This is a genomic window from Spirochaetota bacterium, assembly GCA_025061835.1.
Lineage (GTDB): Bacteria > Spirochaetota > Brevinematia > DTOW01 > DTOW01 > SKYB106.
In genome coordinates this window covers 1-22,416 of record JANXAC010000025.1, presented here as the reverse complement: position 1 = coordinate 22,416, position 22,416 = coordinate 1, and the positions used below count along the sequence as shown (strand labels likewise).

The window sequence follows — 22,416 nt, the reverse complement described above, 5'->3', positions numbered from 1 at the left end:
AAATCTTTCTTTCTCAAGAGTATCTATATCCAAAACCTCAGATTTTATAAAATAATCCAGTTGCTCCGATAGGAATTTCTTTAAATTTTTGTGGATAAAGTAGTCCTTTGTATTTTTTGCAGTAAAACGATTTAATTGATAAAGTAAAAGTGGTTTACCATCTTTGTATTCTTTACAAAGAAAATCTTTTAAAGGCTTTTTAACCTTGCTTAAAACATATTCATAATTTTTTTGATTTATCTTTTCCTGTTTTGATTTATTGCTCCCACCCTCTACATCATAATGCTTTACTTCTTTATCTGTTAGTTCCCTGTATTGAAAACGTATAATTAGCAATTTTTCACTGTCCACAACTTCTGCTGGATTTTCATCATCAAGAATAAAAAATCTTTCTTTAGTTGCTTTATTTGAGCCTAACTCTTCCTTTGCTTCTACAGTCCTAAATATAACCTTAAACTCTCCTGCTTTAAAAGTATAATCCCTAAAAAGCAACCCTGTCTTTATATAATACTGGTCTTGGTTTGCCCAGTAGAGTTTTACCTCTTCACCATCATAGGGAATTGCGTATTTATGCCTTTTTATAGAGTAGCGATATTGCGGAATAAAATCTCCCTCTTCATAATAACGAGAGAAAAAATTATAAAGGTCATTAAAAACCTGAGATTTTATCTCATCAATCCTATCTACTTCTTCTTTCTGTGCCTTAATCGTTAGAAATTCTTGTGCAATAGGCGTATTTTTGAACTCATCTTTAATATCACCTGAAGGTGTAAAAGCAGCCTTACCTAAACTTTGGATAACTTTTTCTTTTACTTTTTCAAACCTCTGATCTATTTTCTTTAACCTTTCATCCTTATGTTTTGCAAAAGCATTTTCAACCTTATTTACAAGTTCTTCATCAATAAATTTCTTAATTTGTTCTCTTTTGTAATTCAAAATTCGGTATATTCCGAAATCTAAGTCAGATGAGTCAAATCGGAAAAGATCTTTCAACAGGTCCTGAAACTTTTGAGTAGCATCCTTAGTCAAGTTCTCTGTCTTTTGAGTATCGTTCATAATTAAGTCCCCTGTCTTTAGCAACGATGCTAGGATTATTAAACACATCTACCTAACATTCAAGTTTAGATTTATCAGTTTAGCCTAATAATCTAGCAAAAATACAAAGTTTTTATTTTTGAGTTAGTTATCTATTCGTATCTAAGTTTGTTTTTAGAGAGTTGTTATAATTGAGGTTTTACATCTTATCCACATACTGTGTAGATTTATCGTAAAAGTGCTAGAAGAGTCTTGTTTCTCGTTATTGGGTAGTTTGAAGTGATCAACAGATTTAGAGTTGTAGTATCATATTAGTGTATTGTTTGAGTTCAAGGTATATTTCGTTGTTTGTTATAGTAATTTTCGTATTGTTGATAAGGTCTAATCCAGTCTTGTTTGACACAATTTTTAGGATTTCGTTATCAATGTATATTGTGGTGTTAGTTTCTGAAGGGTAGGGGTAGACTATTATTATGTATGCGTTTGTGTCGCTATATCGTGCGAAAGACACAACTCTTCCAAAAGTTGAGTTTGTTAATACCTTTATGTCTCCGTATATCAAAGTCTTGTGTTTATTTCTTATTGATGACATTTTCAAGAAGTGATTGAATACCGAGTTTTTGTCATTTTTCTGTGTTTGAAGATTTATGATAGGATCAGGATTTACGTAGGTCCAAGGTGTACCTGTTGTGAAACCTACCTTTTCTGAATTTTCCCAAACCATCGGGTCTCTGTATGCCATATCCCCCCTAAGGTATGGAGAATTGACCATCCCAAACTCATCTCCGTAATAGATGAAAGGATTACTAGGTAGTGTGAAAAGAATGGTGTAGAACATTTTTAGTCTTTCAAAGTTTTCAGGTCTTCTTATTAATAAATTATGAACTCTTGTTACATCGTGGTTTGATGAAAACGGATAAAAGAACTTCCAGTTTTTGACAGACTTTGTTAAGTTAAGCATTCCTTGGATGTATTGACTGAACCTACCTACTTTAGGACCAAATCCTACTGTTGATGATATTGTTTCTCTTAACTCAAAGTCAAAGCATCCATCAATTGCGTCTTTATATTTATACACTGTTTCATTCGCAGTCCAGACTTCACCTATGTTGAATGAGTTTGGATTGACTTTCTTACAGAATTCATTGAAGTTTTTAACTACTATGATGTTTTCGTCAGTGTCTGCTTGTCCTTCACCTGGTCCAGTTTCAACGAGGTATCTTATCGCATCAAGTCTAAAACCTGCTACTCCTATCTCAAGCCAGTATCTTGCTATCTTGTATATTTCATTCACAACGTTAGGATTTCTGAAGTTCAAGTCTGGCATGCCACTCCAGAAAGCACTGTAGTAGTACTCCTTTCTAACTCTAGAGTAAGACCAAACCTCCCAGGGTGAATTACCTCTCGTCCAAGGTTTTGACCATCCTATCTTACCTTCAATGTTTGGTATCTTATCTACCCAGATATACCAATCGTTGAAGAATACATCTTTCTGTTCAGATTTCTTGAACCATTCTATTTCACTAGATGTGTGGTTAATGACTAAATCAAGCAATATCTTTATTCCTCGTTTGTCTGCTTGCTTTATTAGTTCCTTCATATCTTCCAGTGTGCCGAGTTGAGGATTGACGTTGTAGTAATCTGTTACATCGTATCCGTGATAGGATGGTGATGGAAATGTGGGATTGAGCCAGATGCCTCCGACGCCAAGCGACTTTATGTAGTCTAGTTTTTGAATAATACCTCTTATGTCCCCAATACCATCTCCATCCGTATCGTAGAAACTTCTCGGAAATATCTGGTAGAAGGTTGTCTCTCTATACCACTGTGCGAGCGAGTTTGTGGTTAATAGTAGGATTGGTAGGATTAATAGTAGGATTGATAGGATTACTAGAAAGATCTTATTCATAGGATTAGTATGAAGATTGGATTGTATTGATTTCAAAGATGTTGTAAAATTTTAAGATTTTTATCTGTGAGATCTATCTCTTTGCCTGTTGTTTGTATGGAGTTATTATATGTAGTCATCCTTTGTAAGTTTCATCGTGTTTGCCATTTCTTAAGTGCTATACAAAGTTTTTGTTGAAAAGAATATTCACTTGTAATCATTATGAAACGATAATTATAATTGAGTATTGGGGCAATGAAGTTGGTTTATCTTGTTTTCATAATAGTTTTATTCAATAGTTTTTGCTACACTTCTGAAGGTTCTGTAGTTAATTCTATCTTCAATGTTGGGATGAATGCTTACAATAGGGGTGATTACGATACTGCTATCAAAAACCTTGAAATAATATACAACGAGTATCCAGAGTCTCCTCTTTTTCCGAAGGCTTGTATGTATCTTGGGTATCTATACTACGACATAGGAGACTTGGAGACATCTAAAAAATACCTCAATACGAGTATCAGAGCGAGTAGGAAGGGTAGTGAAGTTTGGAAGAATGCTATGAAACTTCTAGCAGTTGTTTATTATGAAACTGGAGACCTAAATAGGTATGAAAGAGCTATGGAAGAAATCGGTAGATATAATAATCTAGCAACTAGAGATTTACAAACTAGACAACAAGAATATGATAGAAAAGAATTCAAACCCCAATCTCAAAGAACTTTTCCAACAAGACAAACTCAAAAGAATATACCTAAAGGAGTTCAGATAACAAACTATATAACGAATATTGTTTTCATAACAAACACTAATGAGCAGGTTATAACCATAACCAATTATTTAACCAATTTGGTTATCAAAGATACGCAGTCTTTGCCAGAAATAAAAGAAAAGGTTGATGAAATAACCAAAAAGGAGGAAGAACTAGAAGAACTCAGCAGACTTACCGATGTTAAAAACAGGCTTCTGAAACTCAACGAGAAGATACTTATGCTACAAGAGATATTAGACAGAAAAGCGAAGGAGGAGAAATGATCTTGAGAGTTGTTTGTATCCTTTTAAGCGTATTGATTACCGCAGATTTGTATTCGGCTATAGTGGATTTCAAAAATAAGTATCTGAACCTAGCTTTTGATGATGTTAACTATAGGTTTTCGCTTCAGAGAGAGTTTATACCATCTAAAGAATACTCAAAAGATTTACTTTTTTTCAATGTACCTCCAACATCCTATATTCTGGTTAATGTTGATGGTCTTTCTTATAATCTCAATGAAGGTAGGATAATTATACCTCCTTTCACAGACTCTGATGGTGTTTTTAGGTTTGTATGTGAAGTTCAGGATATTGTTGTTTCAGTAAGGTTCTATTTTGAGAAGAATGAAAGCAGTGGTGTAGAGGATGCTTTGAGTATTGAGGTTAGTTTAAGTAATGCAGGTAACAATCAGAGGAGTGTCGGTGTTAGGTATCTACTTGATACAGTTTTTGGTGAAAATGAAGTCAAACCTAAGTTTTACATTGATGGTAGAAACGCCATAGATTATGAACTATTGGTGGATAGAAATAATATGATTTCTTATGTTGTATCTTCATCTGACATAAATGGTGTAAATAACCTGTATATCAACTGGAATAGAGAGCCGAGTAGAATAGTATTTTCAAACTGGAGAAAGATAAACATAGCAAACTGGTCGGTTGAGCCTTCGTCTTTCCTGCGGTATAGGTTTTCTGAAACGAGTGGTGAGGATGCTGCTGTTGCTATATTCTTTGAGGGTTTTTCGCTTAAACCGGGTGAAATGGAGAGGATGAGAGTAGTTTTATCAACATCTATGTATATGCCCTCTCGTCAGAGTGTTGAGAAAAAGGTAGAAGAGCCAAAACCTCAAGATGTTGTTCAAGCGGTGAAAGATGAGCCAAAAACTGTAACTACCGAGAAAGTTGTAGTAGTAGTGACAAACTATGTATTTCTTACGAATGAGATGCAGACTACAAGGACTCAAGAGGTTGTGCTTCAGAGAGAAGTTCTTGCAACAAATGTTGTGACTAATGTTATTACAAACATAGTTCCTATAACTCAGACGCAGAATGTGTATCAGCCAGTTGTCTATCAAGGTGATGAAGAGATAAGGAAAAAAATATACGATATGGAGAAGAAGATTGATAAACTTTTTGAGGGTATGAATACCTTATTTACACAACTTACGAATGTGCGTGTTCAGGAAGAGGTTAAGAAGGATAAGCAGATTGAGAGAGATGTAGCGGATATGAAAAGAATTAGAAACATAATGGTAAAACTTTCAAAAACATTGGATAACATTGAAGAGAGAGTTAGCATGATAAACAAGTATATAGAGATAAGAAAGAGATTTGCTGATAAAAGGATAGTTGTATATACTGATGAAGAGTATAGAAGGGATCTAAAATTGATAGATGAGATTTCTACACTACTTGATGAGATAATGAAAGAGATTACTTTAAAATAGGTCAATAAGGTGTCCCATCTTTTCAACTTTTACTCTTATATACTTTTCATTGTATTTGTTTATGCCGACTACGATCGGTATTCTCTCATTAACGATTATGCCATACTCTTCAATCTTTCTGATTTTGCTAGGGTTGTTGGTCATAAGTCTTATGCTTTTTACTCCTAAATCTTTCAGTATTTGGTATGCTACACCATACTCTCTAGCATCATCAGGAAAACCAAGTTTCCTATTTGCTTCTACGGTGTCGTATCCTTGGTCTTGTAGTTTGTATGTTTTTATCTTGTTAAGTAATCCTATCCCTCTACCTTCTTGTCTTAAGTAGATTAGAACTCCTTCTCCTTCCTCTTCCATCGTCTGAAGAGCGAAGGCAAGTTGATTACCACAGTCACATCTTAGAGAACCAAGAATATCACCAGTGAAACATTCGGAATGTATTCTTACTATTACATTTTCTTTGTTTCTTACATCTCCCTTAACTATTGCTACATGCTCTTTTCCGCTTATAAGTTCTTGATAACCTATTATCTTGAAGTTACCGTATTTTGTGGGTAAAAATGCGTCATCAATTCTTTCAACTAGTCTCTCGTTCATCCATCGGTATTTAACTATCTGACTTATGCTAATTATTTTTAGGTTAAACTTTTTAGCAATCTCAAAGAGTTGTGGTCGTCTTGCCATTGTTCCATCTTCGTTAGTGATCTCGCATATCACACCTACTGGATATAGACCTGCAATCTTTAGCAAGTCAACTGTTGCTTCTGTGTGTCCTTGTCTGGTTATCACTCCGCCTTTTCGTGCTTTGAGAGGGAATACATGCCCAGGTTTGTTAAAATCTTCAGGTCTTGCATCAATGGAGGCAAGTTTTCTAATAGTTGTGCTTCTATCGTATGCTGAAATGCCTGTTGTTGTGCCTTCTTTTGCGTCAACAGATATAGTAAACCACGTTGAGAAAGTATCAGTATTTTCATCAGTCATAAGGTAAAGGTTAAGTTTGTCAGCGAGTTTTGGGTCCATAGGCACACATATAAGCCCTCTTCCTTCCTTCATCAGAAAGTTTATCATCTCTGGTGTTGCGAACTGTCCTGCTCCTACGAAATCTCCTTCATTTTCTCGCTTCTCATCATCAACAACTATTATTAATTTGCCGTTTCTCAAGTCCGATATAGCCTCTTCTATAGTGTTGAACGTAAGATCCACATATCCGTTAGACATAAATACCCTCTACACAGTTTTTAAATATAAGCAAATGTTATATGCTTGTCAATTATCTCAAGAGATTAATAAGCACCTTGGCTTTTGAAAACTGCTGGTATGGTTTTAAGGATTATAACTATATCAAGCCAGAATGACCAATTCTCAACATACCAAATATCAGTTCTAACTCTAAAGTTGTAGTCCATTTCATTTCTTCCGGAAACTTGCCAAAGTCCTGTAATCCCTGGTCTTACTGCGTAGTAGTAAAATTTTGCTTCATCTTTGTAATATTTGTCTATTTCTTCTTTAGTTATTGCTCTAGGTCCTACTACACTCATATCACCTATTAAGACATTTATAAACTGCGGTAGTTCGTCAAGACTTAACTTCCTTATTATTGCGCCAACCTTTGTAATTCTTGGGTCATTCTTAAGTTTTCTATATTTCAGCCATTCCTCTCTTTTTGATGGGTCTTTTTCTAGTATTTCGGTGAGTCTTTTTTCAGCGTCTTGATACATACTCCTTAGTTTGTAGCAGTAGAATTCTTCCCCGTTCATCTTTACTCTTCTTGATTTGTATATTGGCCATCCGGGTGATTCAAGAATTATCAGAAGTGAAAGGATTCCTATTATCGGAAGGCTTACCACGAGAGCGAATATACTAAAAATAATGTCAAAGGCTCTTTTGAAGAACCTGTTTATAGGTATCAGAAGGTTATTTCTAAGTGATATGAATGGAACATTTTGGTTGATTATGAACATCATCTCACTGTTGAGTAATGGCATACTGAAAATGTTTGGAACGACCATCATCCTCCTTACCGACGAGTGTATGCTTGATACTAGTTTTGTAAAAAACTCTTCAGGTGCCTTTTCCAAGTATATTATTGATAAATCTATGTTAGACCTTGATATTTTAGTTTTTATTCTATTCAGGGTTTCTTGTGAATAGTTCTTTATAACAACTATCTGCCTTATGTTAATAAGTAAAGATTTGTTCTTTCTCGCTATTTCATATAGTATTTTCTTTGACTCTACAGAGTCTGTTATTAATGATGTTCTATGTGTTAGATACTTTGTGAAATACATTCCGTATTTTGCCAATCCCCTTATAATTATGACTGTGGGTATATAGAATAGTGATGTTATCACGACTAGAAACCTAGTATCCATGTCATACCATCTTGCGATGAAAGAAATAGAAGTTACTATTATGAAACTGATGAGTGCTGTATTTACGATTTTTCTTGCTTCCTCCCAGAAGGAAAGTGTGCTTGTGTGTAGTCTTTGCAGTATTGACATTCCAATAAAGACTATCCATATCCAAGAAGGGTAGAAAGGACCTAGTATCGGTGGTAGATTGTCTGGGACAGTGTAAGGGGTATGTGCGATAAGTAGTAGTCTAATACCAAGACCTATGTAGTTCGCTATGTATATCGCTAATAAGTCAGAAAGAAGCAATATCAGGAATCTTAAAACGCCTTTTATCTGTAACATAGATCTGTTAAATTTTAAATATGCTTTTATGTTTGTTACCAAAAAACTGTTGTTCTGGAGTGTGTGATTATTTAGGTGTATTAGTTTCGTGGCAGGTTTTTAATGCTTTTTTTTGAATTATATTATGTGTATTCGTTTAAAATTTAAAAAACTTAAGGAGAACAAGAGTGGTAAGAAAAGGTGTTTATCTTTTTACATCAGAGTCTGTTACGGAGGGGCATCCCGATAAGATAGCAGACCAGATATCGGATACTATACTGGATGAGTTTATTTCTGCTGACCCTTACTCAAGGGTTGCTTGTGAGACAGTAGTTACGACTGGTTTGGTATTTATAACTGGCGAGATAACCTCTAATTCTCATAAGTTTGATATAGATGAAGTTGTGAGGAAGAAGATAGAGGAGATCGGATATGATGATAGCTCAATTGGATTTGACTACAAGAGTGTTGGTATAATATCAAGTCTTAAAAAACAATCGCCAGATATAGCAATAGGTGTTGATATAGGTGGTGCTGGGGATCAAGGAATGATGTTTGGATACGCTAAAGATGAAACGCCTAGCTTTATGCCACTTACGATTGACTTAGCTCATAAATTGACAAGGGAGCTTGCTAGAGCAAGAAAGAGCAAGGAACTACCGTTCCTCAGACCTGATGGGAAAAGTCAAGTGACGGTTGAGTATCAGGATGGAGTTCCTGTTAGGGTTAGAAATGTAGTTGTAGCAGCGCAGCATTCTGAAGAAATCTCTCAAGAAGATTTGAGAAACATAATAATAGAAAAGGTTGTCAAGAAGGTTATACCTTCAAAGTATATAGACGAAGACACAGAGTATTTCATAAACGCAACTGGTAAGTTTGTTATAGGAGGACCTCAGGGAGATGCTGGGCTTACAGGTAGGAAGGTGATAGCGGATACCTATGGTGGTTGGGCTAGGCATGGAGGGGGAGCTTTCTCTGGAAAAGACCCTACCAAAGTAGATAGAAGTGCTGCGTATATGATGAGATACATCGCAAAAAACATTGTTGCTTCTGGTATAGCAAAAGAGTGTGAGATACAGGTTGCTTATGTTATTGGTGTCTCACAGCCTGTTTCTCTGGTTGTAAATACTTACGGAACGAGTAAAGTTCATGAGGAGGAAATTGAAAGGGCTATATGGAAGAATTTTGACCTTACACCAAAAGGTATTATTGAATATCTCAATCTTAGAAGACCTATATATCAGAAAACTGCAGTTTATGGACATTTCGGTAGAGATCCTGAAAAAGAACCAGAGTTTACTTGGGAGAGATTAGATAAAGTTGATGTTTTTAAATCTCTTCTCTAGGAGGTAGGGATGAAAGAGTTGGATGTCAATTCATTTGATAAGGCTATTTCTGAATCTTCAATATGTTTGGTTGATTTTTGGGCAGATTGGTGCATTCCGTGTAAGAGAGTTGCTCCTATACTGGAAGAACTATCTAAAGAATATGAAGGTAAAGTTGAGTTTTATAAACTAAATGTTGATGAGAATCCTGAAATTGCGTCAAAGTATAAGATAACGAGTATTCCTACTATGCTTATATTCAGAGAAGGACAGCCGATTGATAAAATTGTAGGTGCTTTACCTAAGCAGAGTATAAAAGAGAAAATAGATAAAAACTTATAGACGAGTTCTACAATATACCCCAATAGTCGTTTATATACCTATACACATTCTCTAGGATGTTTTCGGTTGTTTCGGATATGGTAGGTGTTATTATATTCTCTTCGGATGTTGATATAAGTTCTTGGACGACGGTGTATACTGTTGAAGGTAATGTCTGAACATTGTAGCCACCTTCCAGAATGAAGACAGTTTTACCTTCAGGTGCGGATTTTATAAGAGTGTTTGCTATGTTTCTAAATCCAACATCAGTAAGTGTCATTCCACCTAGAGGGTCAGAGTAGTGCGCGTCAAAACCCGCTGATACAAGAAGAAATTCAGGTTCAAACTTCTTAAGTATTTTGCTTACTATGTTTGAGTATATGTAAGCGAAATCATTATCACCAGTATCTTCAGGTAGAGGTATGTTTACGGTGAATCCAATTCCGTTGCCTCTACCTATCTGGTTATAAAATCCAGTTCCTGGGTAGAATGGGTACCTGTGAGTAGATATGAAAAGAACCTTGTCGGATTCATAGAATATATCCTGCGTTCCGTTTCCATGGTGGACATCAAAATCTACGATTGCAACTCGTGATAAGTTATACTCTCTAATTAGAAGTTCTGCTGCTATCGCCACATTATTGAATATGCAAAACCCCATCGCTTTGTTTTGAGTAGCATGATGTCCTGGAGGTCTTGAAAGGACAAAGGCATTGTTAAGGTTCCCTTCCATAACCTCAATTACCGCTTTTACTCCGAGAGTAGATGAGAGTATAGCGCAATCAACGCTGTGTTCGCCTACTACAGTATCGGGGTCAAGGAATACTTCTCCTTTTATATTTCTATACTTCATTATTGTTTCAAGGTGACTTTTAGTATGAACAAGTAGTATGACATCATCTGGTATTCTGTCTTCTGGTGTTATAAATATTCCTGTATCGCCTAGAAGTGATTTGAGTTTGGCGTATATCTGTCTAGTCCTTTCAGGTCGTTCTATGTGAGGTATGCCTTCAAGATGCTTCTCAAGAAATGGATTGTAAAATATGCCTGTTCTATTTATAGGCATCGTCTCGGACATAAGATTAGTGTAAAGTAATATTGTAAATTCTATCAAATCAATGAACTTCTAAGTTTGTATATTATCTTACTACCTTCTTAATCATATTTGTGAATGTCTCAATCCTGATAGCATAACTTGTTAGTAAAAATAGTAAAACAAAGACTATTATTGAGACTGATGTGATTGTGAATGATAATATATAACTATCTACATCAAAAGTATTTAAAATATGTTTTATCGTTAGCGATAGAACTAGTGATGGAATTAGCAACTTTATAGCCTCGTATAACACAACTTTCTTGTATCCTATGTTTTTGTATTCAACAACTGTAAGGTATATTGCTAGTACTGCTGAAGAAATTAGAAACGACAAAGGAATTCCTAAAGGAGACCTGAATATGAGGAATATAAAAACATTTGCTAGTATATTTACTATTAATCCAACTATTGAACTTAAAACAGGGGTTCTTGTATCTCCTCTTGAGAAACTTATCCTCACCAGAAGTAAAGATATTGATAGAAAGTATATTGAAAGTGAGTATGACTTAAACATATCTTGAGTTAGTTTCAGTGCCTGCTCATTGTATTTACCTTCGCTGCCTAGGATAATACCGGGTATGTCTCTGTAAGCAAGTCTTATTATCTCGTCGCTGAATATGAATGAGAATATTGTGATTGGAATTATTACAAAGTTAATTAGTCTTATACTTTCTGATGAGAGTTTTAGGAAACCTTCTGTGTCCTTTTTAGAGAAGTAGCTTGCGAGAGCATTGAGTCCAACGACAGACACTGCTACTGAGAATATCCCTATCGGCACTTGGATGATTATATAAGCGTTGGTGCTAGCGGCGACGACGCCTTCAAAAAACGAACCAAAAAACCTAGAGACTATTCCATTAAGTTGTGTTATCAAGGAAAGACCAATAACAGAAAAAAAACCGAGCACAAACTTTTTTGTGTATTCATCAATCCTAACTATCTCTCGTAACGACAGGTGAATTTTAACACTACCTATATCTCTTAAGGAGAGAATGGTTTGAAATATTAACATTCCAACTGCTCCAGCGACGACCGACCAAGATATAATGAAAACGCCAGTATTGTGAAATAGGGCAATCGTTAGTATAGTGATGATGTTTGCAACAACTGGTGAATAAGCAAAACCGATAAAATTGTCTCTTTTTGCTATTTGTATCGTTGCGATGAATGACTGAAGAGATATTAGTATTACTACACTTGACATTATGTTGATGTGCCAAGAAGACTCTATTATTTTATCTTCCGAAAAACCCAGAAGAGCGATTTTGGAAATGTAGTATGATGAGGATACTAGAATAAGTATTAGAATAACTGATATTAATGATACGAATAGGAATGATTTTAGAACGAAGAATTTCAGATATTCTGGTTTTTCTTCTTTTACTTTTTTGTAGTTTGGTATCAACACATTATTAATTGCTCCTTCACCAACGAAAATCCTGAAAGTGTTGATTATCTGAAATGCCCCCCAGAATGTATCAACAAGGCCAAAATAGAAATTAATAATTATGTTCTTGAATAGCCCTAATATTCTTGAGAATAATGTTCCAATTGAATTTACGAATACATTCCTGATTGATAACATTGTTTAATTCTGAAGAATTACATTTTCTAGATAACAATTGCTGCACTATGTAATCTTGAGCCCCAGACATTCTAATTCTTTAGAACTTCTGTGAATTGTTTCTGTAGTATTCTGCAATAATCTGAATATTAGTATTACTAACTGGTAGGCTAGGTGAGAGGAGCATTGTTCAACTTTTATCCCAATTTGACTTGTAGGTGGTGTAATTGTTATATTTATGGATAACTTAGTTTGATAGAGCCGTTAGCTCAGTAGGCAGAGCATCGGCCTTTTAAGCCGAGGGTCGCTGGTTCGAATCCAGCACGGCTCAAACATCTGCTTGTATTTGGCTTAAACTTAATCCTAATCCTTGGGTAATGTTCTTGTACTCATCTACAAAATCTATTACTTCGTATATCCTAACTGGTAGTTTCTTACCTTTTACTCGTATGAGGTCAAGTTCTCTTGCTAGTATCCTGTCTTTTACTCTCTCAAATGTGTATTCGCTTATTATTATTTTGGTGTGGAAAACTTTATTTACTCCTTCGAGTCTTGATGCGAGGTTCACGCTGTCTCCCATGGCAGTGTAGTTCTTCTTCTTTGTAGAACCCATGTTGCCTATAGTTGCGATACCTGTGTTTATTCCTATACCAATGTCAATTTTTTTGTCGCCCGGTAGATTCTTGTTGATCTCTTCTAGTGCTTTAAGCATTTCAAGACTTGACTTACAAGCTCTGTAAGCATGCTCCGGGTCGTCAAGTGGTGCTCCCCAGAATGCCATTATAGCATCACCTATATACTTATCAACCGTTCCTCTGTTATCCATTATTATATCAGTCATTCTAGAAAGGTATAAGTTGATGAGAGATACTAGTTCTTGAGGTGTTAATCCTTCTGATAGTGCTGTGAAACCTCTTATGTCAGAGAAGAAGATAGTTACTTCCCTGTCTTCGCCGCCTAGTGTTAGTTTTTCTGGGTTCTTGAGTAGTATATTAACAACTTCAGGAGAGACATAACTGTCAAGCATTCCCTTTATCTGCATTCTCTGTGCTCGCTCTCTTGAGATTACAAATACCTGACCACCTATGAATGCGAGTATGAATGACAATGTAGGAGTGAATACATCGGTAAGGTATGCGTATATGCTTATAGGTGATGTGAATATAAGCATCTTACCTTGCGCAAAAAGGTAGTATGACAAAATCCAGAAACCTACAATGACGCCAGTTGCCAATAATACTGTAGAGATAATTCTCTTACTGAAAACCAATATTATCACTACCAATGCTGATAGTACTAGTGATACGAACATTATAAGCCATCCCGTTTCTGGAACAATCTTTACATAACCCGGGTAGCCCTGTATATTAGCCATAATTATGTTATTCATAGCGTTTGCGAGATGTTCAATACCATACATATTATCTGCTATAGGAGACTTCCATATATCTCCATAACCATACGCTAACATCCCTATCATAAGTATCTTACCATTCACAAAATTTCCAAGTCCTCTTATTCTCGGTATATCAACAAGAGAGATGGTTTTTATTAAGCCATTTCTACTTGTTTTGTCGCTTCTCGTTACATAGTTTATGAAGAAGTAGTTATTACTATCAACGGGGATGAAAACATCTTTTATCTCGTATGTTCCATCAGGATACTTGACTTTAGCATTCTTTATGACTATCTTCTCTCCACCATAGACTATCACATTTGAGAGTGAAGTTTCGTAGTAGCTACACAGTAGAACTAAGAGTATGCTAGGGTAGTATTCGTCGTTGTATTTCAAGACCATAGGAACAGTATTGTAGGTTTCAGTATATTCGTTGTATTTGAAAAGGTTTGCATATCCAATCGTGTAGGAGTTATCAATTACTTCAACTACAGGTAGGTTTCCTCTTGAAGGAATATCTACAAATGATTTTTTGTTACCTTTTATGTTCTCTTTTGGTATAGTGTATTTGTTTAATGAATTTACTCTAGGTAAGTTAACCTCACCTTTCAGAGGTAGTCCTTCTCCGCTCAGTTCGTCAAAGATGAACATATAATCAAAGGCTAGTTTGAGTGTGCCTTTTGATTTACTTATTGCTTCAAAGAATACCTTATCCTCTTCCTTTGAAGAATATTCAGAAAACACAATATCAAAAAACACTATGTTTGGGTATTTGTTGTTCGTTATTGAAAGAAGTGGTTTTATTACATACTCATAGTAATATTGTCTTGGGAATGGGAATTTGCCGAGTTTTGAAAGCGTTTTGTCATCTATTCCTACGATAATTATGTCATCGGATACGAAATTCATTCCTTCAAACTCTCTCTTTTGAATACCTTCTGATACGGTTTCTGTCTCAACACCTTTTAGGAAGAAGAAGAAATTGAACGCTGTGTCTTTAATTGCTATTAAGGGACCTGTTGATAGAAAGTAAGAGACAATAACACTTGCTATCGCTATTGATGATAATGCGATAACATCTCTAAAGGATTTGTTAGTTCCTTTCATAATGTCCATATCATAAAGAATATTCTAGACTATTTCAACAAAATTTACTATAAACTTTCCAAAGCTCTGTTAACTAAATTGATTTTGTCAAAGTTTGGGTATTTGTCTTTTATTCTTCTGTAATACAATCCTGCTTCCTCTTTATTTCCTGTTTTTTCAAGAGAGACTGCTAACTCAAATAGTGTGTCGGGTGTTTCTTTTATGTTTATCGCTTGTCGGTAGAAACTCACTGCCTTGCTAAAATCGTTCTTTTTGGCGTAAGATTTGCCTAAACCTACCAAAGCCCTGTATGAGTCTTTAAACTTTTCTCTAACCTTTGAGTAGTAGGTGATTGCATCGTCATAGAGTCCTTCGTTTAGCATAGTATCTCCCATACCAACAAGTGCGTTATAATCGTAAGGGTTTATTGAGAGAGCCTTTCTGAATAATTTTACTGCTTCTGCCGGTTTGTTTCTCTTTAGATACACAAATCCAAGTCCCGCGTAGGGTTCTGCTAGATTAGGATTTTTTCTTATAACATCGGCAAAAAGTGATGACGCTTTGTCAGTATCTCCTTCCAGAAGATATAGGTTTGCTAATGTTGTAAGAAGCAATGGGTCATCTTTGTTTATTGAATACGCAGACTCAATGTATTTTTTAGCGTTTGCGGTGTCTTCTTTGACGAAAAGATAAGAGTTTCCAAGATTGTAGAGTGCTACGAAGTTTTTAGGATTTATTTTCACTGCATTTGCGTAAAATGGCATTGCTTTGTCTGGTTGCCCAAGTTTATCGTAAGCATTCCCAATCTTTACAAGGAGTGAGTCGTTATTTTTTTCATACTTGTATGCTGTTAATAGGCTATTGAGTGCCTTTTCATAATTACCATCAATGTAATAGATTGTTCCTAAATTTATGTAGGGTTTAGAGTAAGAAGGATTTACTGATATTGCCTGATTGAAGGATCTTATAGCGTTGTCCTTGTCTCCTACTGCATAATAGCTCAATCCAAGATTGTAGTGTGCTTTGTCAAAATTAGGGTTTAGTTCAACTGATTTTCTAAACTCTCTTATCGCATCATCATACATCTTTCGTAAGTAGTAGATTATCCCCATCTTGTATCGCATATCTGAATTATCCTCGCCACTTTGAAGAACTTTCTTGAACTCTTCTAATGCGTTGTCGTAATCGTTGTTATCGTATAGAATATTTCCTTTTGTAATGCGAGCGTAGGGGTCGTTTGGGTCTAATGATAGTGTCTCGTTTGCTAGTTTTAGTGCTCTGTCTTTGTTACCTTTTCTGTATGTTGTGTAAGATAAGCCACCTTTTGCTTTTGAATTTTCAGGGTCAAGTTCAGATGCCTTCTCAAACCTTATGTGTGCATTGTTGATATCGTCCTTTTTCAGGTACTCTATCCCTTCTTGATATAATTCTCTAGACTGTTCCTTCTTATCTTTGCCTTTGACTTCGCTTATAGGTTTGATTTGTTCTTCTCTCTTGGATAACTTTGAATTATCAATTTCATTTCTTTCAGGCATTTCTACCTTAACCATAACTTGTCTTCTAGACATCTCATCTTCTTTGAGTTTTTTCTTCCTCATAACTTCTTTTCGTAGTTTGTTTATTTCCTCATCTTGACTGTTCTCCATATACAGTTTATCAAGGTAGTCTAAAGCTCTGTCGTAATCTCCTTCCTCAATGTATATCTTCGCAAGCTTAAGTAATTTTTCTCTGTCATCGCCTCCACCTCTGAATAGCAAGAAAGCACCTATCAGAATAAGTAGAGTAACGATACCAATTCCAGTAATTAGAATAACTTTTCTTCTGTCCATAAAAATACCTCTCTGACATTAATATAAATGTGTTGTAAGGAAGTATTCAAAAAACTAGTAAGGCAAAACTTAGATTTGGTTGCAGTTCATTAACACCTACATAACGTCTAAATTTTGGAATCAATTGTCTAAAATCTGTGTTTAACTATTAGGTAAGTATCTTATTAAAATTTTTGTATGGAAACTCAAGAAGTTCAGGTTAAGGAAGAGAAATATGAGTACAGATATGCCCCTGTGTTGTTTCTAATTAGAGAGATAGATGTCATTCGCAGTGAGTTGAAGGAATTTAAGTCTTATGTTGAGAATAGGTTTGTTGAAATGGATACCAAGATTGATAAAAAGTTTGATGAGTTGAGTAGGCGAATTGATGAGACAAACAAGAGGATTGACGAAACAAATAAGAGGATTGATGAGACGAGCAAAAGAATTGACGAAGTTAGATTAGAGTTGTCTCAAAGGATTGAAGATACTAGGAGTGAGCTTTTACAGAGAATTGAAGGTGTAAGGAACGAGTTGTCTCAAGGAATCTATGAAACAAACAAGATAATTGATGAGACAAACAAAAGAATTGATAGTCTATATAAACTCATGGTCGGAATACTGGTAGCAGTTCTGTCTGTTCTTTTAACCTCAATCGTTGGTATAGTAATAAATTTGGTTTTAGGGTGAATCAGGTGTTTCGTTTCTATTTTGTTTAACGAGAAAAAAGAAACTTTACTCTAGTTTAAATTCCAGACTTTATCGGCTTTTGGTATGTTTAGTTGGAAGAAATTTGCTTAGGTTTAGTAGAATTATTCTATGGTTTTTAGGTATAAGTGCTTGTCGGAGGATGGTAGAACGATAACAGGTGTAATTGACGCTAGTGATATATCTTCCGCCATTTCTGAACTTAAGAAGATGTTTTCAGTGGTTCTTGAAGTTAAGGAGGAGAAGAGAGTTGTAAGGGGTAAGAAAGTAGATAGAAAGGATCTTATCTCATTCACAAACATTTTGAGTATATGTGTGAATGCGGGACTTCCAATAATAAAGTCTCTTGAGCTTGCTGGTGGTGATGTCAAGAATCAGAGTTTTAGAAATGTTATAGAAGTTATGATTTCTTCTATAAGGGGCGGTAAGTTGTTGTCTGAAGCGATGAGTATGCACACAGATGTATTTGATGACCTTTATGTTGGTGTTGTTAAGGCTGGGGAATCATCAGGAGAACTTGGTAAAGCTCTTAATAGCATTTCGGGATACCTTGAAAGGTCTTTTAACATAGCCTCAAAGATTAAGTCTGCACTGGTTTATCCTACTATAATACTTGTTGTTGCGGTAGGTGTAGTGTTCATATTCCTTACCTCAATCGTTCCTAGGTTTTCTGAAATCTATTCATCATACTCTGCTGAACTTCCACAGATAACACAGGTAACTATAGCCGTAGGGAACTTTGTAAAAGATAATATCATTCTAATACTATCACTTTTGATAGGCTTAGGTTTTTTTCTTTTTTACTCATACAGAAGGTTTGAAACGTTTAGGGAACTCATACATAGATTTATCATAAGGTTTCTGACTCCGTTAGGTAATTTTCTTGTGAAGAGTGATGTTGAGAGGTTTGCGAGAGTTATGTCAATAATGGTTTCAAACAAGGTTATGATACTGAGTGTTCTTGAGACTGTTGTGAATGTTGTGAATCTAATTCCTATTAAGCGTGCTGTTGAATATGCTATCTCTGAGGTTGAAAAAGGAAGGTTAATATCCGACGTTCTTTCGGAGTATCGGTTTTTACCTCAACTTTTCGTTCAGATGGTTAGAGTAGGAGAAGAGACAGGAGAGATTGACAAAACACTCTACAAACTTGCAGAGTTTTACTCATTTGACCTTGAGAGACAGTCTGAAATACTAGTTTCATCTCTCTCACCAATACTTATAGTGATCGTCGGATTAATAGTTGCGTTTCTAGTGCTTTCGCTATTTATGCCGATGTTCACACTACAACAGATGATAATCAGATAGCATTGACAATGTTAGATTTAGAAAGTTGCTTTACAAATTGACTAAAATTACTTAAGAACTATTAGCAATAGGTTATCACAATATGAGCAACTATAAGAAGCATTTTCAAAACATACATTCTAGTAGTGGGAATAATCTGGGTGTGTTTGAGATAGACCAAATATATTGCGGAGACTCACTTGAGCTTATGAAAGAAATTCCATCTTCGTCAATAGATCTTATTGTGACTGATCCACCTTTTGCGATAGACTTCAAGGCAAAGAGGAGTAATTACAACAGAACTTCCTCTAGAGTGCTGGAAGGGTATAACGAGGTATCAAAGGAAGAGTATTATAATTTCACGTTTAGGTGGATGAAGGAATGTTATAGGATTTTGAAAGATTCAGGTAGTATGTATGTATTTTCTGGTTGGACTAACTTGAAGGATATATTGAATGCTATTGATGATGTTGGCTTTATAACCATTAACCATCTTATATGGAGGTATCAGTTTGGTGTCTATACTGAGAGACGGTTTGTGACGAGTCACTACCATATACTTTTTGTAGTGAAAAATGATAAGAAGTATAACTTCTACAAAGTTGAGCATTACCCTGAAGATGTCTGGTTCATAAATAGAGAGTACTGGACAGGTAAGGTTAAAACGCCTACAAAGCTACCACTTAATCTTGTCAAGAGAATACTTCTTTTTAGTAGTAGGGAAGGTGATTTGGTTTTTGATCCGTTTCTTGGTTCGGGAACAGTATCAGTAGCTGCGAAGGAAATGGGTCGTCATTATCTAGGATTTGAGATAGTTCCTGAATACTATGACCTGGCTAACGAAAGACTAAAAAATATTCAGAATAATCTCATAGGTAAGATGTTTGAATGAAGTAATGGAGTATTACAAGCATAAAATTTTTTAGTCTGTAAAGAATATAATATACGCACCTGCACCGAAACCTAGCATTGGGATAGCGCCTTTGAATGAGTCATCTTTCTCATCAAGTAGTTCTGGTATCATATAGAACCCGTTTAATGCCTTCTCTTCAATTCTTCTCACTAGTCTGGTTGCTTTTTCAGTGTTTCCAATTCTTTTATAAGCACTTGCCGTTCTTAGGTTTATTATTACCCATTCTTGGTTATCATACCAGCCGCCGTCAAGGTTTCTCTTGTATCCTTCCCTTCCTTTCATTTTCAAGACATCCTCAAATGCCTTTAGAGTATTCTCTGACACATCTCTTGAGACTAACCCGAAATTTATTGCTTCAACGACTGCTCCATCTACATACTTTGGATAACCAAACCTGGTGAAATGTTCATATGAACCGACTAGAACTTTTCTGTCTTTATCCACCAAGTTTTTATTAAGTCCTTCCATAAGTATTGATATGTAATTATCTATATCATAACTTGACTTTTTTCCGTATTTTTTGAAAGTTTTGCTTATCTCACTCAATCCCTTTATCGCCATAATTGTTGTGTAGGTAAAGCGTTTTGCACCGTCGTAGCCGTTGTCTCTTATGTGTCTCTCCCAGGGGCCTGATTCTGGTCTTATAGTGTTCAAGTTTGTGTCTATGTTGTAGATAATTGGGTAGATGACTTGTTTATCAATAGCTTCAAAATACCTGTTTAGAAGTTGAGAATCGTTTGTGGCGTTTAGGTATTCTGACAAAGCCCATAGAAACATTCCAAATCCGTCAATCTCAATATTAACACCATTTCCATTATCATCTGACTCTTCCTTTCCGTTTCCATAATACCTACATACCGATATTTTGTAATCAACGCCTATTCCCCAATCCTTTCCATCAAATACGTATGATTTGTAGTATCCTGTATCTGCTTCTAGGAAGAATTTTAGAGCATCTCTTGCTTCTTCAAGTTGTCCAGCCCTGATGAGCGCCACGATTGAATATACTCCATCTCTTACCCAAGCGATATTCCAAGTTCCTGTTGTGAGCGATGCTAGTATCTGCCCGAAGCCTTTCCCTTCCTCTCTTACCTGCCCCATTTTTATGAAAGCTAGAGATTGCTTATACAAGTCTGTCTGTTCCTTTGAGAGATTTTTTGGTATTATCGTTTTGCTATGCCAATTGTTCCAGAATTTTAGTTCTTCCTCAAGGGGGTCAAAGAAAGTGGAGTAGTAGTAGTTTGCGACTTTTAAGCAAGTCTCAAGGTCTTTTGCTAGAATGACAAGGTCATAAATTGAAAATTCTATTCCTTTTTTCGCAACTTCCTTGAAGTAAAAAAGCAATGTTCCGTATTCGGAGTTTATGTATTGGCTTTCGTTGTCATATGGGACTATTGGCTGCCTACCTGAGAAACCTATTGACCTTGATACTTCTATTATTCCTCTCTCCTTTGGCGAGATTTCCAGTTTTACAACGAAGGAAGGATAGCGTAGGTTAAACGAAGAGAAGATATACATTACAACATCTGCTATTTCGTGTGAGAAACTTACTTTTATTATTCCAGTTCCGGGGATGTAGTTTAGGTCGTTTAATTTAGCGTCTTTGAGAGCGAAGGATTTCTCGTTTATGTTAATGTTGTAATCAAGAGAGCGTAGTATGAAGGTAATTTCTTTTGACTTTTCATCGTATTTTCTATAGATGGATGGGTAGAATGCGGATATCCTTTTTTTGACGGTTGAAAAGACAACTGCGGAGTATCCATTGGCACTTACTAACAAATTGAACTCTTTTTGTTTGCTGAAGGCTAAGTTGGTTGCTGAGAGCATAAATAATGTTAGAGTTGATGATATTATCTTCTTCATTTTCGTCTCCAGTGCTTTTGGAATTTTATTTTTGTTTAACTTGAATTTACCAGTTTAGAAGTTGAGTTTTCAGTCTCCTGAAAGGTAAGTAGGAATAAGGAATGTGGTAGTCAAAAGGGTAAGTTGTATTCCATCAATTTTAACAAAGTTTTAATGTAAGAATTTAAAACGAGGATTAATCATGTGAAAAGTGTATTGTATAGCAGGAAAGCAAGAATATGTGTCAGTGTTGTGGGGGTTAGACTGGTGTTGTACATCTTTGAGAAGCATGTTGTGTAGGGGTAGGCAGGGGTGTTGGCAAAATTGCTAGCAACAGATGACCCGTTCCTGTACTTGCGATCTGAAGCGGTACATATAGAGAGAAGTTGATACATTTTTCAAGATGGAGGGGTGTTATAATTACCTGTTACTGTTAGCAACAGATGACCCGGTCCTGTACTTGCGATCTAAAATGGTACATATAGAGAGAAAAAATGTCCCAGCCGTTGGGGGCAAAGAAATACAACGGCACAAGTGAAGGAATACCATGTTTTATTGAGGAGGGTTTTATGGAAAAAGTTTTAAACAAGTTGAATTTGTTTGAGAAGTATAAAGAGTTTGAAAGCAAGTTAACATTTGGAGGGGATTCTGAGTTCATCCCCATGATAGATAATTATCGTCTGAATACATACAGAAATATACGTATTGAGTGTTATCCACCTATTGGAGTTGATAAGATTACAAACAATAAATTTAGTTTGCTTAGGTATAGAAGAGATATTGAAAGAATTAAGAAATCAAGTGTTATTCAAAAAATAAATAGTGATGTAAAAGAAGATATTACATTGTCTTTATAAGGAGGTTTATATGTGCCTAATAGCATATTTACCAAAAGATAAAGTTATGTCAAAAGAAGAGGTTGAGAAGGCTTGGCGGATCAATGATGATGGCGCGGGGATCGCGTTTTTTGAAAACGGAGAATGGAAAATCAT

17 protein-coding genes and 1 tRNA gene are annotated in these 22,416 nt (G+C 35.6%); 9 read left to right on the top strand and 9 right to left on the bottom strand.

Features of this window, described 5'->3' with window-relative positions:
- Together NZ579_07370 and NZ579_07365 are read right to left on the bottom strand one after the other, a co-directional pair.
- The coding region (locus NZ579_07370) for a site-specific DNA-methyltransferase (GenBank protein MCS7299754.1) at nt 1-1,056 on the bottom strand (1,056 nt) is incomplete at its 3' end.
- A 271-nt stretch (nt 1,057-1,327) separates the two neighbouring features.
- Nucleotides 1,328-2,944 carry an alpha-amylase family glycosyl hydrolase gene (locus NZ579_07365; protein MCS7299753.1) on the bottom strand — a complete coding sequence of 539 codons (1,617 nt, stop codon included), beginning with the start codon at nt 2,942-2,944 and terminating at the stop codon, nt 1,328-1,330.
- Between the two features lie 234 nt (nt 2,945-3,178).
- On the opposite strand from NZ579_07365, the gene bamD reads away from it, so the two are divergent.
- Nucleotides 3,179-3,958, top strand: a complete 780-nt coding sequence (gene bamD, locus NZ579_07360; protein MCS7299752.1) for an outer membrane protein assembly factor BamD — start codon at nt 3,179-3,181, stop codon at nt 3,956-3,958.
- On the top strand, nt 3,955-5,403 hold the full coding sequence (locus NZ579_07355) for a hypothetical protein (GenBank protein ID MCS7299751.1): 1,449 nt from the start codon (nt 3,955-3,957) through the stop codon (nt 5,401-5,403). Before bamD ends, NZ579_07355 begins: the two co-directional genes overlap by 4 nt.
- Here the strand turns inward: NZ579_07355 and NZ579_07350 are convergent.
- Nucleotides 5,395-6,618, bottom strand: a complete 1,224-nt coding sequence (locus NZ579_07350; GenBank protein MCS7299750.1) for a bifunctional 3,4-dihydroxy-2-butanone-4-phosphate synthase/GTP cyclohydrolase II — start codon at nt 6,616-6,618, stop codon at nt 5,395-5,397. The two genes, NZ579_07355 and NZ579_07350, sit on opposite strands and share 9 nt — an antisense overlap.
- A gap of 65 nt (nt 6,619-6,683) precedes the next feature.
- A complete protein-coding gene (locus NZ579_07345; protein MCS7299749.1) occupies nt 6,684-8,096 on the bottom strand; it encodes an exopolysaccharide biosynthesis polyprenyl glycosylphosphotransferase in 1,413 nt (470 codons plus the stop codon).
- A 167-nt stretch (nt 8,097-8,263) separates the two neighbouring features.
- Between NZ579_07345 and metK the strand changes: the two genes are divergently transcribed.
- Both metK and trxA read left to right on the top strand, forming a co-directional pair.
- Nucleotides 8,264-9,421, top strand: a complete 1,158-nt coding sequence (metK, locus tag NZ579_07340) for a methionine adenosyltransferase (GenBank protein MCS7299748.1) — start codon at nt 8,264-8,266, stop codon at nt 9,419-9,421.
- Nucleotides 9,422-9,430: 9 nt separating this feature from the next.
- Nucleotides 9,431-9,742, top strand: coding sequence for a thioredoxin (trxA, locus tag NZ579_07335; protein MCS7299747.1), 312 nt, complete (start codon nt 9,431-9,433; stop codon nt 9,740-9,742).
- 7 nt (nt 9,743-9,749) lie between these two features.
- On the opposite strand, the gene NZ579_07330 is transcribed toward trxA, so the two are convergent.
- Nucleotides 9,750-10,799, bottom strand: coding sequence for a histone deacetylase (locus NZ579_07330; protein ID MCS7299746.1), 1,050 nt, complete (start codon nt 10,797-10,799; stop codon nt 9,750-9,752).
- A 61-nt stretch (nt 10,800-10,860) separates the two neighbouring features.
- Entirely contained in the window at nt 10,861-12,405 is a 1,545-nt protein-coding gene (locus NZ579_07325) for a polysaccharide biosynthesis C-terminal domain-containing protein (protein MCS7299745.1), read from the bottom strand.
- Nucleotides 12,406-12,642: 237 nt separating this feature from the next.
- Here NZ579_07325 and NZ579_07320 point away from each other — a divergent pair.
- Nucleotides 12,643-12,715 (top strand) — tRNA-Lys (locus NZ579_07320).
- Here NZ579_07320 and NZ579_07315 read toward each other — a convergent pair.
- Together NZ579_07315 and NZ579_07310 are read right to left on the bottom strand one after the other, a co-directional pair.
- Nucleotides 12,713-14,896: an adenylate/guanylate cyclase domain-containing protein gene (locus NZ579_07315; protein ID MCS7299744.1), complete on the bottom strand. Its 2,184-nt coding sequence runs from the start codon at nt 14,894-14,896 to the stop codon at nt 12,713-12,715. The two genes, NZ579_07320 and NZ579_07315, sit on opposite strands and share 3 nt — an antisense overlap.
- 38 nt (nt 14,897-14,934) lie before the next feature.
- On the bottom strand, nt 14,935-16,695 hold the full coding sequence (locus NZ579_07310) for a tetratricopeptide repeat protein (GenBank protein MCS7299743.1): 1,761 nt from the start codon (nt 16,693-16,695) through the stop codon (nt 14,935-14,937).
- Nucleotides 16,696-16,872: 177 nt separating this feature from the next.
- Here NZ579_07310 and NZ579_07305 point away from each other — a divergent pair, with 177 nt between their 5' ends.
- The 3 genes from NZ579_07305 to NZ579_07295 all read left to right on the top strand — a co-directional run bounded on the left by NZ579_07305 (nt 16,873) and on the right by NZ579_07295 (nt 19,561).
- Entirely contained in the window at nt 16,873-17,364 is a 492-nt protein-coding gene (locus NZ579_07305; GenBank protein ID MCS7299742.1) for a hypothetical protein, read from the top strand.
- A gap of 129 nt (nt 17,365-17,493) precedes the next feature.
- The gene (locus NZ579_07300) at nt 17,494-18,690 is read left to right on the top strand and encodes a type II secretion system F family protein (GenBank protein ID MCS7299741.1); all 1,197 of its coding nucleotides are present in this window, start codon (nt 17,494-17,496) and stop codon (nt 18,688-18,690) included.
- Nucleotides 18,691-18,877: 187 nt separating this feature from the next.
- On the top strand, nt 18,878-19,561 hold the full coding sequence (locus tag NZ579_07295; protein ID MCS7299740.1) for a site-specific DNA-methyltransferase: 684 nt from the start codon (nt 18,878-18,880) through the stop codon (nt 19,559-19,561).
- A 30-nt stretch (nt 19,562-19,591) separates the two neighbouring features.
- Here the strand turns inward: NZ579_07295 and NZ579_07290 are convergent, their stop codons facing one another.
- The gene (locus tag NZ579_07290; GenBank protein ID MCS7299739.1) at nt 19,592-21,445 is read right to left on the bottom strand and encodes a glycoside hydrolase family 15 protein; all 1,854 of its coding nucleotides are present in this window, start codon (nt 21,443-21,445) and stop codon (nt 19,592-19,594) included.
- 548 nt (nt 21,446-21,993) lie between these two features.
- Here NZ579_07290 and NZ579_07285 point away from each other — a divergent pair.
- The gene (locus NZ579_07285) at nt 21,994-22,281 is read left to right on the top strand and encodes a hypothetical protein (protein MCS7299738.1); all 288 of its coding nucleotides are present in this window, start codon (nt 21,994-21,996) and stop codon (nt 22,279-22,281) included.
- Nucleotides 22,282-22,416 lie beyond the last annotated feature (135 nt).